The sequence below is a fragment of the Streptomyces sp. NPDC046859 genome (assembly GCF_040645135.1).
Lineage (GTDB): Bacteria > Actinomycetota > Actinomycetes > Streptomycetales > Streptomycetaceae > Streptomyces.
In genome coordinates this window covers 183900-197480 of sequence record NZ_JBEYXR010000001.1, presented here as the reverse complement: position 1 = coordinate 197480, position 13581 = coordinate 183900, and the positions used below count along the sequence as shown (strand labels likewise).

Here is a 13581-nt window from a genome sequence, read left to right as displayed (position 1 = left end):
ACAATTCGGCGGGGCGTGGCGGGGAGGTCAGCTCGCCGCGAGGTCCCTGTGGATGACCTTGGCGACGCCCTGGATGGTGGCGATGCCGTAGTTCATGGTGCTGTTGCCGTGGCTGAGCACCGTGATCACATAGTCGTGGCCGCCTCCCTTGAAGGCGCCGACGCTGTGCACGCGCCAGCCGTGGATGGCGCGCTGCAGCCAGCCGTTCTTGACGGCCACGGAGACGCCGGACGGCACGCCGTAAGGGGTGCCCCAGCGCTGCGAGGAGACGACCTGGCCCATCAGTTTGAGGATGTAGGCGCGGGAGTTGTCGCTGAGCACGGTGTTCCTGGCGGTGACGAGCTTGAGCAGCTTCTGCTCGTCGGTGACGTTGATCTGGGTCAGACCCCAGTAGCCGTTCGCGCCGGGGACGGTCATCGTCATGCCGGCGGCGCTGAGGAAGCCCTTGATCTTGGTCATGCCGAGCTGCTTCCACAGGGTGGTGGTCGCGGCGTTGTCCGACTTGGTGATCATGGCCTTGGCGAGGGACGCCTCGCGGTCGGTGAGGTACCGGTCGTGCTTCTTGGCGTCCCACAGCAGCGTGGCCAGGACGGTGACCTTGACGACGCTGGCCGAGTCGAAGGCGGTGGTCGCCCGGAGCGTGCAGGTGGTCTTCGTGGTGCGGTCGTACAGGCCGACCGCGACGGTGCCGGTGCGGTTGGCCAGGGCGGCGGTGATGTCCCGCTTCAGCTTGTCGGCCAGCCCCGGCTGGGCCGAGGTGCAGCCGACGGCAGGGGTCGCCGCGGCGGCCGGTGCGGCGGCGGCGAGCGGCGCTATGACGAGGCCGGCGCCCAGGCCCGCCGCGACTACCGCTCGCGCGCGCCTGGTCGCGCCCGTGGAGTTCTCGCTCGCTGTCCCGTGAGTCATGGCTTGTTGACCAACGAGGACGCGCGAATGGTTGTACGGGGACGGGACCGAGTTGGCGCCGCAGCGCCGCAACTCGTCTCCTTCTGTGCCGCATTGCGGCGCTTCTTCACCCGATGGACACACAGAGGATCTCGACACGCCTTCATGCCCATGTCACGCTCCGGATGCCGCCTTCGCTCAACCCGCGTAGGCACGCGAGAGGAGACCCCTCATGCCGGCGACATCCCCACGCCCCCGGCGCTGGACGTCCGTGGCCCTCACCACCGCCGCCCTCCTGGCCGGGCTCACCGCCCCGGCCCTGACCGCCGCCCCGGCCGCCGCGACCACCACGGCGTACGACGACACGTACTACGCCGCCGCGCTCGGCAAGACCGGCCCCGCCCTGAAGACCGCCCTCCACGGGATCATCAGCAACCAGACGAAGCTCTCCTACTCGGCCGTCTGGGACGCCCTGAAGGTCACCGACCAGGACCCGGCCAACAGCAACAACGTCAAGCTGCTCTACAGCGGCATCTCCCGCAGCAAGTCGCTGAACGGCGGCAACACCGGCAACTGGAACCGCGAGCACGTGTGGGCCCAGTCCCACGGCGACTTCGGCACCTCGGCCGGGCCCGGCACCGACCTACACCACCTGCGGGCCGAGGACGTCCAGGTCAACTCCGTCCGCGGCAACAAGGACTTCGACAACGGCGGCAGCGGCTTCACCAACTCCGGTGGCAGCCTGACCGACTCGAACTCCTTCGAGCCCCGCGACGCCGTCAAGGGCGACGTGGCCCGCATGATCCTCTACATGGCCGTCCGCTACGAGGGCGACGACGGCCGGCCCGACCTCGAGGCCAACGACTCCATCAACGGCAGCGTCCCGTACCACGGACGTCTGTCGGTCCTGAAGCAGTGGAACGACGAGGACCCGCCGGACGCCGTCGAGAAGCGCCGCAACGACGTCATCCACGCGTCGTACCAGGGCAACCGCAACCCGTTCATCGACCACCCGGAGTGGGTCGAGTCGATCTGGTAGCCCCCCGGATCACTCCGTTCCCAGGTGCGTGGGCGCGAACATGCGCAGCACCGCCGGGAGCACGACCACCGAGGGGCCGGGCTCGGACAGGGCCTTGGCGAGGTCCGTCTCCAGGGCCTCGGGCGTGGTCCTGACCCCGGGGACGCCGAACGACTCGGCGAGCGCCACGTAGTCCGGACGCGTCAGTTCGGTCGCCGTGGCCTCGCCGAAGGCGTCGTTCATGTACTCGCGCAGGATGCCGTAACCGCCGTCGTCGACGATCAGCCAGGTGACGTTCAGCCCGTACTGCCGGGCCGTGGCGAGCTCGGCGATCGAGTAGAGCGCGCCGCCGTCGCCGGACACCGCGAGCACCGGGCGGGTCGGGTCGGCGGCCGCCGCGCCGAGCGCCGCCGGGAAGCCGTAGCCGAGGCCGCCGGCACCCTGGGCGGAGTGCATGCGGTTGGGGCCCTTGGCGTCGAACGCCGACCAGGCCCAGTAGGCCAGGATCGTCATGTCCCAGAAGGACGGGGAGGCGGCGGGCAGGGCCCGGCGCACGGACGCCAGCACCTCCTGCTCCAGGGTGAGGTCCTGGGCGGCGATCCGGGCGGCCACCTTCGCGAGCACCTCGCGCACCCGCTCGGGGGCCTCCGGGTCGTGCCGCCGGGACACGGTCTCCAGCAGCGCCTGCAACGCCGGCCGGGCGTCGGCGTGGATGCCCAGCGCGGGGTGGTTGGACTCCAGCTTGCCGAGGTCGGCCTCGATCTGGACGACCCGGCCGCGCGGCCGGAACGTGTGGTAGTTCGAGGAGAGTTCACCGAGCCCTGAGCCGACCACCAGCAGGACGTCGGCGTCCTCCAGGAAGTCGGTGGTGTGCCGGTCCTCGATCCACGACTGGAGCGACAGCGGGTGCTCCCAGGGGAACGCGCCCTTGCCGCCGGGGGTGGTGACCACCGGCGCCTGAAGGGTCTCCGCCAGCCGGAGCAGCTTCTTGGAGGCGTCCGCGCGGACCACTCCCCCGCCCGCGATGATCGCCGGGCGCTGGGCGTGGGACAGCAGATGGGCCGCCACCGCCGTCAGCTCCGGGCGCGGCACCAGGTCCTCGGGGAGGGCGTCGCCGCCGGTGACGACCGGGATCGAGGTCTCGGCGAGCAGGACGTCCTGCGGGATCTCCACCCACACCGGGCCGTGGGGGGTGGTGAGCGCGGACTTCCACGCCGCCTCGATCGCGGACGGGATCTGGGACTGGGTGCGCACGGTGTGGACCGACTTCACGACACCCCGGAACGAGGCCGCCTGGTCCGGGAGTTCGTGCAGATAGCCGTGGCGCCCCCCGCCGAGGCCCGCCGTCGGGATCTGGCTGCTGATCGCCAGCACCGGCGCCGAGGCGGCCGCCGCCTCCTGGAGCGCGGCCAGCGAGGTCAGTGCCCCCGGACCGGTCGACAGCAGCAGCGGGGCCGCCTCCCCGGTGATCCGGCCGTAGGCGTCGGCGGCGAACCCGGCGTTGTTCTCCACGCGCAGCCCGATGTAGCGCAGGTCGCTGCGGCGCAGCGCGTCGAACATCCCGAGCGCGTGCTGGCCGGGCAGCCCGAACACGGTCGTCGCGCCGAGCCCGGCCAGCGTCTCCACGACCAGGTCCCCGCCGTTGCGGCCGGCCGGCGGGTTCAGGGCGGCGGTGATCTGCTCCTGCGTCGGGCGGAGTACCAGGTCGTGGTCGTGGGTCACTTGCCCTCGTCCTCCTCGCGCGCCGCCGCGATCTGGCGGGACATGATCGTGGTCAGTTCGTACGCCGTGTGGGACGCGGCCACCGACGTGATCTCCGCGTGATCGTACGCGGGCGCCACCTCGACGACGTCCGCCGAGACCAGGTTGCAGGAGGCGAGACCGCGCAGGATCTCCAGCAGTTCGCGGGAGGTCATGCCGCCGGCCTCGGGGGTGCCGGTGCCGGGCGCGTGGGCCGGGTCGAGGCAGTCGATGTCGATCGAGATGTACAGCGGGCGGTCGCCGATGCGCTGGCGGAGCTGGTCGGCGACCTCGTCGGCGCCCCGGCGGTAGACGTCGGCGGAGGTGACGATGCCGAAGCCCATCTTCTCGTCGTCGGTCAGGTCCTGCTTGCCGTAGAGCGGGCCGCGGGTGCCGACGTGGGACAGGGCGGAGGTGTCGAGGATGCCCTCCTCGACCGCGCGGCGGAACGGGGTGCCGTGCGTGTACTCGGCGCCGAAGTAGGTGTCCCACGTGTCGAGGTGCGCGTCGAAGTGGAGCAGGGCGACCGGGCCGTGCTTCTTCGCCACCGAGCGCAGCAGCGGCAGGGCGATGGTGTGGTCGCCGCCCAGGGTCATCAGACGGGCGCCGGTGCCGAGCAGGTCGTCGGCGGCGGCCTCGATGGTGTCGACGGCCTCGTTGATGTTGAACGGGTTCACGGCGATGTCGCCGCCGTCCGCGACCTGCGCGAGGGCGAACGGGGAGGCGTCCTGCGCCGGGTTGTAGGGACGCAGCAGCCGGGACGCCTCGCGGATGGCGTTGCCGCCGAAGCGGGCGCCCGGCCGGTACGAGACGCCCGAGTCGAACGGCACACCGACCACGGCGACGTCGGCGCGGCCGACCTCGTCGAGGCGCGGGAGCCGGGCGAAGGTCGCGGGACCCGCGTACCGCGGGACGCGGGAGGAGTCGACGGGGCCGCGGGGCGTCTCGTTGCTGGTCATGAGGAAATGCCTTCTTTTCTACGCGGAATGGCGTATGCGGGATATGTGCCTATGACTCTACTGGCCGGCCGGCACCGGTTCGGACGCGCGTTCGGGTTCCCGTCCGGCCAGGCGCTCGCGCCAGAGGGCGAGGACGGCCGGGTCGGTGGGCTTCGTCAGCAGCGAGACGGCGACGTACGCGACGAGGGAGGACAACAGGCCGTAGTAGACGGGCTCGTTGGCGAGGATGCCGTGCGTGGCCATCAGCGTGATCACCGCGACACCGCCGACCACGACCGCGGTGAGCGCGCCCTGCGCGGTCCCGCGGCGCCACAGCAGCCCGCCGAGGATCGGCACGAGCAGCCCGCCGACGAGCAGGTTGTAGGCGACCGTCAGGGCCTCGACGACGTTGTTCAGCGCGATGGCCGTGCCGATCACGGCGAGGCCCATCAGCAGGATGAAGGCACGGTTGCCCTTCACCTCGTCGTGCGCCTCGCCGTCGGGGCGGACCACCCCGCGCAGCCGCGACCAGATGTCGTTGTTGGCGACGGTCGCGCAGGCGATGAGCGCGCCGGAGGAGGTCGACATCACGGCGGCCAGGGCGGCGGCCAACACCAGGCCGCGCACGCCCATGGGCAGCTCGTCCTTGACGATGGTCGCGAAGGCGTCGTCGGCGCTGGAGAGGTTCGGGTACAGCACCTTGGCCGCGGTGCCGATGACCGCGCCGGCGAGGGCGTAGGCGAGGCAGTAGGTGCCGGCGACGGTGCCGCCCCACTTGGCGGTGGTGTCGCTGCGGGCGGTGAACACGCGCTGCCAGATGTCCTGCCCGATGAGCATGCCGAAGGTGTAGATCAGGACGTAGGTGAAGATCGTCTCACCGCCGATGCCCAGCGGGTCGAAGTACTCGGTCGGCAGCTTCGCCTTCATCTCGCCGAACCCGCCGGCCTTGACGACGGCGATGGGCAGCAGGAGCAGGAGCACGCCGATCGTCTTGACCACGAACTGCACCATGTCGGTCAGGGTGATCGACCACATGCCGCCGAGCGTCGAGTAGGCGACGACGATGGAGCCGCCGAGGACGATCGCCAGGGTGCGGTTCATGTCGAACAGCACGTCGAAGATCGTGGCGTAGGCGATGGTGGAGGTGACCGCGAGCATCAGGGTGTACGCCCACATGACGACGCCGGAGATGACACCGGCCCGGCCGCCGTAGCGCAGGTCCAGCATCTCGGAGACGGTGTAGACCTTCAGCCGGGCGATCCGCGCGGAGAAGAAGACGGAGAGGGCGAGCAGACCGAGGCCGATGGTGAAGACCATCCAGGCGCCGGAGAGGCCGTACTGGTAGCCGAGGCCCACGCCGCCGATGGTGGAGGCGCCGCCGAGGACGATCGCCGCCATGGTGCCGGAGTACATCGCGGGGCCGAGCCGGCGTCCGGCGACCAGGAACTCACTCTTGGACTTGGCGCGGCGCATGCCCCACCAGCCCATGGCCAGCATGCCGGCCAGATAGACGACGATCACTGTGTAGTCGACGGCCATGGTGGGGCCTCCTTCGCGCACATCCCGGTGGCGTGTCGTGCAGATGGGGTGGGGACGGCCGGCAGCGATCGCGGGGACAACCGCCCTCCCCCACGCTCGAACCCGCTCCCGCGGGGGGACCCCCACCCGCGGCTGCCGGACTGCAATGACAGTAGGTGGCCGGAAAGTGACTGCGAAGTGTACGTTTCATCCATTCGCCGTCTCACGAGTGGAGGAACCATCTATGCCGGACCATGCGGTTCCGCCCACCCCGCCCGTGCCGTTGTCGGCCCTCCTGGCCCGCGACGACCTGGGTCTGCGCCAGATCGCCGGGCCCGTGGACGCGGACACGGTGATCCACTGGGCGCACACCTCGGAGATGGCCGATCCTTATCCCTATCTGCTGGGCGGCGAGCTGCTGCTGTCGGCGGGCGTGCACGTCCCGGAGGCGGCCGGCACGGGGACCTACTTCGACGACTACGTGGGGCGGATCGTCGCGGCGGGCGGCGCCGCCCTCGGCTTCGGTCTCGCTCCCGTGCACGACACCGTGCCGCGCGCCCTCGTCGAGGCGTGCGACGCCCACGGTCTGCCGCTGCTCGAGGTGCCGCCGCGCACCACGTTCTCCGGGGTGGCGCGGGCGGTGTGGCAGCTCATGGCGCAGGCCCGGCTCGCCGAGCTGCGGCGGGTCGCGGAGGCCCAGCAGAGCCTGGCGGCCGCCGCGGCGCGCCCGGACCCGGTGCGGGCGGTGCTGCGGCAGCTGGCCCAGCGGGTGGGCGGGCACGCGGTCCTGTACGGCCCCGAGGGGACGCGGGTCGCCGCGGCGGGCCGCGCGGCGGACCCGGCGGCCGGCCGGGCGCTGGCCGCGCTCGCGGCGGTCGTCCGGCCCTCGGGGCCCGGCACGCCCACCTCCGCCACCGACACGGCCGGCGACACCCGTCTCGCCGCGTACGCGCTGGGCGCCGGGCACGGCTTCGTCCTCGGGGTGGCCGCGCCGCAGCACCGGTCCGGGGACCACACCGTCGCCTCCGTCGCCGCCGTCCTGCTGTCCCTGCTCACCGGCGAGCACCAGAGCGGCTCGGGGGCGGCCCGCTCCTCCGCCCTGGTACGGCTGCTGCTGGGGGCCGAGCCGCACACGGTGGCCCCGCTGCTGGGCGCGGAGACCTGGCTGGTCGTGCACGCGGCGCCCGGCACGCCCCCGTGCGATCCGGTGGCGGCGTCCGCGCTGGGCGCGGCCCTCGGCTCGCCCCTGGTCGACCTGGGGCGGGACGTCGTCCGCGTCCTCGTCCCGGCGGACCGGGTGCCGGACGCCCAGCCCGGCTGGACGCTCGGAGTGAGCGGCCCGGTGCCGGCCGGGGAGTGGACCGTGGCGGACACCCAGGCGGCCCGGGCGCTGGCGCGGGCACGGGCCACCCGCACGCCACTGCACCGGCACGGCACGCACCGCCCGGCCCTGGCCGAGCTGGTCCCCGGGGACGCGGCGCGGGCGCACGCGCACGCGCTGCTCGCGCCGCTGACCGGCACCCTCGCGGACACCCTGCGCACCTGGCTGTCGCTGCACGGCAGTTGGGACCGCACGGCGGTGGCGCTGTCCGTGCACCGCAACACCGTCCGGCAGCGGATCGCCCGGTGCGCCGCGCTGCTGGAGGCGGACCTCGACGACGCGGACGTCCGCATGGAGCTGTGGTTCGCCCTGCGCCATGCCGAAGCGTCCGGTTCGGGGCAGTGACCCGCGTCGCACGCGCCCCGGACCGAGACGCCGTGCCGGGCGTCTGCCCCACAATGGGAACCATGCCGATACCCGGGACACCCAGCCGCGCCGAGCTCGTCGACCACCTCGTCCGCACCCGCATCGCGGGCGACGTCGCGACCCCCCGCGAGAACAACCTCTCCCACTACCGTCAGCTGGCGAACGGCAACCGCCACTACTGGCTCGGCCTGGAGCTCGGCGACCGCTGGACCGACGAGCAGGACGTCCTGGCGGTGATGGCGGAGCGCGTCGGTGTGAGCGACGACGCCGAGCACCGGCACGGCCAGGACACCATCGACCCGGAGCTGACGGTGGCCGCGCTGGAGCGCATGGCGGCCCGGCTGCGCAAAGCGGCCGACGGCTCGCAGCGGGTCCTGTTCGCGACCGGCCACCCCGGGGGCCTGCTGGACGTGCACCGCGCCACGGCCGCCGCGCTGCGCGCCGCCGGCTGCGAGATCGTCGTGATCCCCGAGGGCCTGCAGACCGAGGAGGGCTATGTCATGCAGTTCGCCGACGTGGCCGTCCTGGAGCACGGCGCCTCCCTGTGGCACACGCACTCGGGCGACCCGATGAAGGCGATCCTCACCGGCCTGGAGCGCGAGGGCCGTCCGCTGCCCGATCTCGTGGTCGCCGACCACGGCTGGGCGGGGTACGCGGGCCAGCACGGCGTGGACTCCGTCGGCTACGCCGACAGCAACGACCCGGCCCTGTTCCTCGCCGAGGCCGAGGGCACCGTGCAGGTCGTCGTCCCCCTGGACGACCACGTGGTCAGCCCGCGCCACTACGACCCGATGACGGCGTACCTGCTGACGGAGGCGGGCCTCGGCGACGCCTGAGGCGCGCCCGCCCGGGCCGGCGCCCCGCCGCCCCCGCCCCGAACGGGCCGGGCGGCGGCGGACTCGTCAGCGTGTGCGCAGTGCGGCGACCTTGGCGGTCAGCTCGACGATGGCTTTATTGAGCGCTCCGTTGTGCTTGTCGGCGGTACCGGCGAACGCCTGCAGCGCCTCGGCGAGTTCGACGTTGCTCTTCGCCAGGGCGAGCTGGGCGTCGACCTGGAGCAATGAGATCTCGTCGGGATGGGGCCCAGGCTTACTGCTCCTCTTCTGGGTTTCCCGCTGGCCCAGCAGCTTGTCGACCAGTTCCTTCGCGTCTTTGGGCAAGGTCCCCCCTGTCGCTGTGACCGTCGACGCATCCCTGCCCACATCAGGCGAAGATCACGTATCCGGCTCGGGGGAGGCCCCGCGATTCAGTCGCCGGCGCCGCGCGGGACGCGGACCACGCCCTCCTGGATCACCGACACCGCGAGCCGGCCGTCCTGGGTGTAGATGCGGGCCTGGCCGAGGCCGCGGCCGCCGTGGGCGGAGGGGGACTCCTGGTCGTACAGCAGCCACTCGTCGGCGCGGAACGGCCGGTGGAACCACATGGCGTGGTCCAGCGAGGCGCCCACCACGTCGCCGACGGCCCAGCCGCCCCGCCCGTGCGCGAGCAGCACCGAGTCCAGCAGGGTCATGTCGGAGACGTACGTGGCCAGCACGACGTGCAGCAGCGGGTCGTCGGCGAGCTTCCCGTTGGTGCGGAACCACACCTGGGAGTGCGGCTCGCGCGGCTCGCCGTACCGGCCGTACGGCGGCTCGTCGACATAGCGCAGGTCGACCGCCCGGCGTGCCTCCAGGAACCGCTCGACGACCGCCGGGTCGAGGTGCCCGTAGCCGCGCAGCCGCTCCTCGGAGGTGGGCAGCGACGCCGGGTCGGGCGCCGGCGGCATCGGGGCCTGGTGGTCCAGGCCCTCCTCGTACGTCTGGAAGGACGCCGACAGCGCGAAGATCGGCTTGCCGTGCTGGACGGCGACCACCCTGCGGGTGGTGAAGGAGCGCCCGTCGCGCATGCGGTCGACGTTGTAGACGATGGGCGCGCCCGGGTCCCCCATGCGCAGGAAGTACGCGTGCAGGGAGTGGGCGGGCCGGTCCGCGGGCACCGTGCGGCCGGCGGCGACGAGCGCCTGGGCCGCGACCTGCCCGCCGAAGACGCGCGGGACGACCGCGGACTGGGACCGGCCGCGGAAGATGTCCACCTCGATCTGCTCGAGGTCGAGCAGCTCGAGGAGGCTCTGAAGTGCCTCGTTCATGGCACCTTTTCTCGTGGCGGGGAAGGTCGGGGGCTTACAGGCCCATGTCCTTCGCGATGATCGTCTTCATGATCTCGCTGGTCCCGCCGTAGATGCGGTTGACGCGGTTGTCCGCGTACAGGCGCGCGATCGGGTACTCGTTCATGAAGCCGTAGCCGCCGTGCAGCTGGAGGCAGCGGTCGATCACCCGGTGCGCGACCTCGGTGCAGAACAGCTTCGCGGAGGCGGCCTCGGCGGGCGTCAGCTCACCGGCGTCCAGGGCCTCCAGGGTGCGGTCGGCGACGGCCTCGGCGGCGTCCACCTCGGCCTGGCAGGCGGCCAGCTCGAACTTGGTGTTCTGGAAGGACGCGACAGGCTTGCCGAAGACGGTGCGCTCCTGGACGTACTGCTTGGCGAACCGGACGGCGGCCTTGGCCTGCGCGTAGGCGCCGTAGGCGATGCCCCATCGCTCCGAGGCGAGGTTGTGGCCGAGGTAGTAGAAGCCCTTGTTCTCCTCGCCGAGGAGGTCCTCGACCGGGACCTTGACGTCGACGAAGGCCAGCTCGGCGGTGTCGGAGGTGCGCAGGCCCAGCTTGTCCAGCTTGCGGCCGATGGAGTAGCCCTCGGACTTGGTGTCCACCGCGAACAGGGAGATGCCGTGGCGGCGGTCCTCGGCGGTGGGCGCGGCGGTGCGGGCGCACACGATCACGCGGTCGGCGTGGACACCACCGGTGATGAAGGTCTTGGCGCCGTTGAGGACGTAGTGCGTGCCGTCCTCGGAGAGCTTGGCGGTGGTCTTCATGCCCGCGAGGTCGGAGCCGGTGCCCGGCTCGGTCATCGCCAGCGCCCACATCTCCTCGCCGGTGACGAACTTCGGCAGGTAGCGCTTCTTCTGCTCGTCGGTGGCGAGCATCTTCAGGTACGGCAGGCCGAGCAGCACGTGCACACCGGAGCCGCCGAACTGCACACCGGCGCGGGCGGTCTCCTCGTACATGATCGCCTCGAACTTGTACGACTCGATGCCGGCGCCGCCGTACTCCTCATCGACGCGGATCCCGAAGACGCCCAGCTCGGCGAGCTTGTAGTAGAAGTCGCGGGGCGCCTGGCCCGCCGCGAACCACTCGTCGTAGACCGGTACGACCTCGGCCTCGATGAAGGCCCGGATGGTCTCCCGGAACGCCTCGTGGTCCTCGTTGAACACAGTACGGCGCACGCCGTCCACCTCCACCGGTACATGTCTAAGCGCTTGCTCATCAACCGTACCGGCGGGTAGCGAAGGACGTCCAGGGTGGAACGACCGTAACGCTCGTCACTCCCCCGGCGGACGCGCCCCGCCCCCGGCCGCCCCGAAGGCCCCGCGCGCCATCCGGTGGAGCAGGTCCGCGGTGGCCCCGCGACCCGGCAGGGCACCCGGACGGCCCAGGTGGGGGGTGGAGTTCAGCAGGCCGAACACCGAGTGGACGGCCGAGCGGGCGGTCGGCTCGGTGAGCTCCGGATAGACCCGGCGCACCACCCCCACCCACAGCTCGACGTACTGCCGCTGGAGCTGGCGCACGAGCTTGCGGTCGCTGTCGCGCAGGCGGTCCAGCTCGCGGTCGTGCAGGGTGATCAGGGGGCGGTCGTCGAGGGCGAAGTCGATGTGGCCCTCGATCAGGGAGTCGAGGACCTCCTCCGCCGGCACCCCGTCCGCCTCCGCCAGGCGCCGCTTCGCGCCCGTCAGCAGCCGGCCGCTGATCCCGACCAGCAGTTCGGCGAGCATCGCGTCCTTGCCGGGGAAGTGCCGGTAGAGGCCGGGACCGCTGATGCCGACGGCGGCGCCTATCTCGTCGACACCGACGCCGTGGAATCCGCGCTCGGCGAAGAGCCGCGCGGCCTCCTTGAGGATCTGTTCACGGCGGGTGGGGGCGTCGGTTCTGGTGGCCATGGGAACGATTCTAGACAGGGAGGTTAGCGGTCGTTAACCTGAAGGAAAATGCGTTAACGCTCATTAACAAGGTGAGGGGACCGCGAGGATGCACGAGGCACCGGAGCTCCAGAGCGCGGCGGATCCCGCGTCGGAGACCTGGCGGGCCAACGAGGAGGCCCACCGGGCGCTCGGGGAGGAACTGCGCGCCAAACTGGCCGCGGTGCGGCTCGGCGGGGGTGAGAAGGCCCGCGCCCGGCACACCGCGCGCGGCAAGCTGCTGCCCCGCGACCGGGTCGACACCCTGCTCGACCCCGGCTCACCCTTCCTGGAGCTCGCCCCCCTCGCCGCCGACGGGATGTACGACGGGCAGGCCCCGGCGGCGGGTGTCATCGCGGGCATCGGGCGGGTCGGCGGCCGCGAGTGCGTGATCGTCGCCAACGACGCCACGGTCAAGGGCGGCACCTACTACCCGATGACCGTCAAGAAGCATCTGCGCGCCCAGGAGGTGGCCCTGGAGAACCGGCTGCCGTGCCTGTACCTGGTCGACTCCGGCGGCGCCTTCCTGCCGATGCAGGACGAGGTCTTCCCGGACCGCGAGCACTTCGGGCGGATCTTCTACAACCAGGCCCGGATGTCCGGCGCGGGCATCCCCCAGATCGCCGCGGTCCTCGGCTCCTGCACGGCCGGCGGCGCCTACGTCCCCGCGATGAGCGACGAGGCCGTGATCGTGCGCGGCCAGGGCACGATCTTCCTCGGCGGGCCCCCGCTGGTGAAGGCCGCCACCGGCGAGGTCGTCACCGCGGAGGAGCTCGGCGGCGGCGAGGTCCACTCCCGGGTGTCCGGCGTGACCGACCACCTCGCGGAGGACGACGCGCACGCGCTGCGCATCGTGCGGAACATCGTCGCCACCCTGCCCGCCCGCCGCGACCTCCCCTGGGAGGTCACGCCCGCCGTCGAGCCGAAGGTCGACCCGTACGGGCTGTACGGCGCCGTGCCGGTCGACTCCCGCACCCCCTACGACGTGCGCGAGATCATCGCGCGCGTGGTCGACGGGTCCCGCTTCGCGGAGTTCAAGGCCGAGTTCGGGCAGACGCTCGTCACCGGCTTCGCCCGGATCCACGGGCACCCGGTCGGCATCGTCGCCAACAACGGCATCCTGTTCTCCGAGTCCGCCCAGAAGGGCGCCCACTTCATCGAGCTGTGCGACCAGCGCGGCATCCCGCTGGTGTTCCTGCAGAACATCTCCGGGTTCATGGTCGGCAAGGACTACGAGGCCGGCGGCATCGCCAAGCACGGCGCCAAGATGGTCACGGCGGTGGCCTGCACGCGCGTGCCGAAGCTGACGGTCGTGGTCGGCGGCTCCTACGGCGCTGGCAACTACTCCATGTGCGGCCGGGCCTACTCGCCCCGCTTCCTGTGGATGTGGCCGGGCGCCAAGATCTCCGTCATGGGCGGCGAGCAGGCCGCCTCGGTCCTCGCCACCGTCAAGCGCGACCAGCTGGAGGCGCGCGGGGAGACCTGGCCGGCCGAGGACGAGGAGGCGTTCAAGGCGCCCGTGCGCGCGCAGTACGAGCGCCAGGGCAACGCCTACTACGCCACCGCCCGGCTCTGGGACGACGGGGTCATCGACCCGCTGGAGACCCGCCAGGTGCTGGGTCTGGCCCTGACCGCCTGTGCCAACGCGCCCCTGGGTGACCCCCAGTTCGGCGTCTTCCGGATGTGAGG

The 13581-nt window shown here is 72.0% G+C and carries 12 protein-coding genes; 4 read left to right on the top strand and 8 right to left on the bottom strand.

What is annotated here, in order from left to right:
- Nucleotides 1–27: 27 nt before the first annotated feature.
- Nucleotides 28–906: a serine hydrolase gene (locus ABZ899_RS00940; RefSeq protein ID WP_361338850.1), complete on the bottom strand. Its 879-nt coding sequence runs from the start codon at nucleotides 904–906 to the stop codon at nucleotides 28–30.
- A 211-nt stretch (nucleotides 907–1117) separates the two neighbouring features.
- On the opposite strand from ABZ899_RS00940, the gene ABZ899_RS00935 reads away from it, so the two are divergent.
- Nucleotides 1118–1924, top strand: coding sequence for an endonuclease (locus tag ABZ899_RS00935; protein WP_361338848.1), 807 nt, complete (start codon nucleotides 1118–1120; stop codon nucleotides 1922–1924).
- A 9-nt stretch (nucleotides 1925–1933) separates the two neighbouring features.
- Here ABZ899_RS00935 and ABZ899_RS00930 read toward each other — a convergent pair whose 3' ends face one another.
- The 3 genes from ABZ899_RS00930 to ABZ899_RS00920 are packed head-to-tail and all read right to left on the bottom strand — an operon-like array spanning nucleotide 1934 to nucleotide 6120.
- Nucleotides 1934–3625, bottom strand: a complete 1692-nt coding sequence (locus ABZ899_RS00930; RefSeq protein ID WP_361338845.1) for a thiamine pyrophosphate-binding protein — start codon at nucleotides 3623–3625, stop codon at nucleotides 1934–1936.
- Complete coding sequence (gene speB / locus ABZ899_RS00925; protein ID WP_062670203.1) at nucleotides 3622–4602, bottom strand: agmatinase; 981 nt, start codon at nucleotides 4600–4602, stop codon at nucleotides 3622–3624. Before speB ends, ABZ899_RS00930 begins: the two co-directional genes overlap by 4 nt.
- 57 nt (nucleotides 4603–4659) lie before the next feature.
- Nucleotides 4660–6120, bottom strand: coding sequence for a sodium:solute symporter (locus tag ABZ899_RS00920; protein ID WP_361338842.1), 1461 nt, complete (start codon nucleotides 6118–6120; stop codon nucleotides 4660–4662).
- Between the two features lie 223 nt (nucleotides 6121–6343).
- On the opposite strand from ABZ899_RS00920, the gene ABZ899_RS00915 reads away from it, so the two are divergent.
- Both ABZ899_RS00915 and ABZ899_RS00910 read left to right on the top strand, forming a co-directional pair.
- Nucleotides 6344–7825: a PucR family transcriptional regulator ligand-binding domain-containing protein gene (locus ABZ899_RS00915; RefSeq protein ID WP_361338839.1), complete on the top strand. Its 1482-nt coding sequence runs from the start codon at nucleotides 6344–6346 to the stop codon at nucleotides 7823–7825.
- Between the two features lie 62 nt (nucleotides 7826–7887).
- Nucleotides 7888–8682: a phosphatase gene (locus ABZ899_RS00910; protein WP_361338836.1), complete on the top strand. Its 795-nt coding sequence runs from the start codon at nucleotides 7888–7890 to the stop codon at nucleotides 8680–8682.
- Between the two features lie 66 nt (nucleotides 8683–8748).
- Here ABZ899_RS00910 and ABZ899_RS00905 read toward each other — a convergent pair whose 3' ends face one another.
- From ABZ899_RS00905 to ABZ899_RS00890, 4 genes are all read right to left on the bottom strand, one after another.
- Nucleotides 8749–9006 (bottom strand): hypothetical protein, encoded by a 258-nt coding sequence (locus ABZ899_RS00905; protein WP_361338833.1) that lies wholly within the window; start codon nucleotides 9004–9006, stop codon nucleotides 8749–8751.
- A gap of 86 nt (nucleotides 9007–9092) precedes the next feature.
- Nucleotides 9093–9971: an acyl-CoA thioesterase II gene (locus ABZ899_RS00900; RefSeq protein ID WP_361338830.1), complete on the bottom strand. Its 879-nt coding sequence runs from the start codon at nucleotides 9969–9971 to the stop codon at nucleotides 9093–9095.
- A gap of 34 nt (nucleotides 9972–10005) precedes the next feature.
- Nucleotides 10006–11163, bottom strand: a complete 1158-nt coding sequence (locus ABZ899_RS00895; protein ID WP_361338827.1) for an acyl-CoA dehydrogenase family protein — start codon at nucleotides 11161–11163, stop codon at nucleotides 10006–10008.
- Between the two features lie 96 nt (nucleotides 11164–11259).
- Nucleotides 11260–11874, bottom strand: coding sequence for a TetR/AcrR family transcriptional regulator (locus ABZ899_RS00890; RefSeq protein WP_361338825.1), 615 nt, complete (start codon nucleotides 11872–11874; stop codon nucleotides 11260–11262).
- An 88-nt stretch (nucleotides 11875–11962) separates the two neighbouring features.
- Between ABZ899_RS00890 and ABZ899_RS00885 the strand changes: the two genes are divergently transcribed.
- The gene (locus ABZ899_RS00885) at nucleotides 11963–13579 is read left to right on the top strand and encodes a carboxyl transferase domain-containing protein (RefSeq protein WP_361338823.1); all 1617 of its coding nucleotides are present in this window, start codon (nucleotides 11963–11965) and stop codon (nucleotides 13577–13579) included.
- The last annotated feature ends 2 nt before the right edge of the window (nucleotides 13580–13581 follow it).

What these genes read in the sequence shown, in the direction of transcription:
- ABZ899_RS00935 (WP_361338848.1), top strand. Translation starts at nt 1,118, where the DNA reads ATGCCGGCGACATCCCCACGCCCCCGGCGCTGGACGTCCGTGGCCCTC.
- ABZ899_RS00890 (WP_361338825.1), bottom strand. Translation starts at nt 11,874, where the DNA reads ATGGCCACCAGAACCGACGCCCCCACCCGCCGTGAACAGATCCTCAAG.
- ABZ899_RS00940 (WP_361338850.1), bottom strand. Translation starts at nt 906, where the DNA reads ATGACTCACGGGACAGCGAGCGAGAACTCCACGGGCGCGACCAGGCGC.
- ABZ899_RS00915 (WP_361338839.1), top strand. Translation starts at nt 6,344, where the DNA reads ATGCCGGACCATGCGGTTCCGCCCACCCCGCCCGTGCCGTTGTCGGCC.
- ABZ899_RS00900 (WP_361338830.1), bottom strand. Translation starts at nt 9,971, where the DNA reads ATGAACGAGGCACTTCAGAGCCTCCTCGAGCTGCTCGACCTCGAGCAG.
- ABZ899_RS00920 (WP_361338842.1), bottom strand. Translation starts at nt 6,120, where the DNA reads ATGGCCGTCGACTACACAGTGATCGTCGTCTATCTGGCCGGCATGCTG.
- ABZ899_RS00885 (WP_361338823.1), top strand. Translation starts at nt 11,963, where the DNA reads ATGCACGAGGCACCGGAGCTCCAGAGCGCGGCGGATCCCGCGTCGGAG.
- speB (WP_062670203.1), bottom strand. Translation starts at nt 4,602, where the DNA reads ATGACCAGCAACGAGACGCCCCGCGGCCCCGTCGACTCCTCCCGCGTC.
- ABZ899_RS00910 (WP_361338836.1), top strand. Translation starts at nt 7,888, where the DNA reads ATGCCGATACCCGGGACACCCAGCCGCGCCGAGCTCGTCGACCACCTC.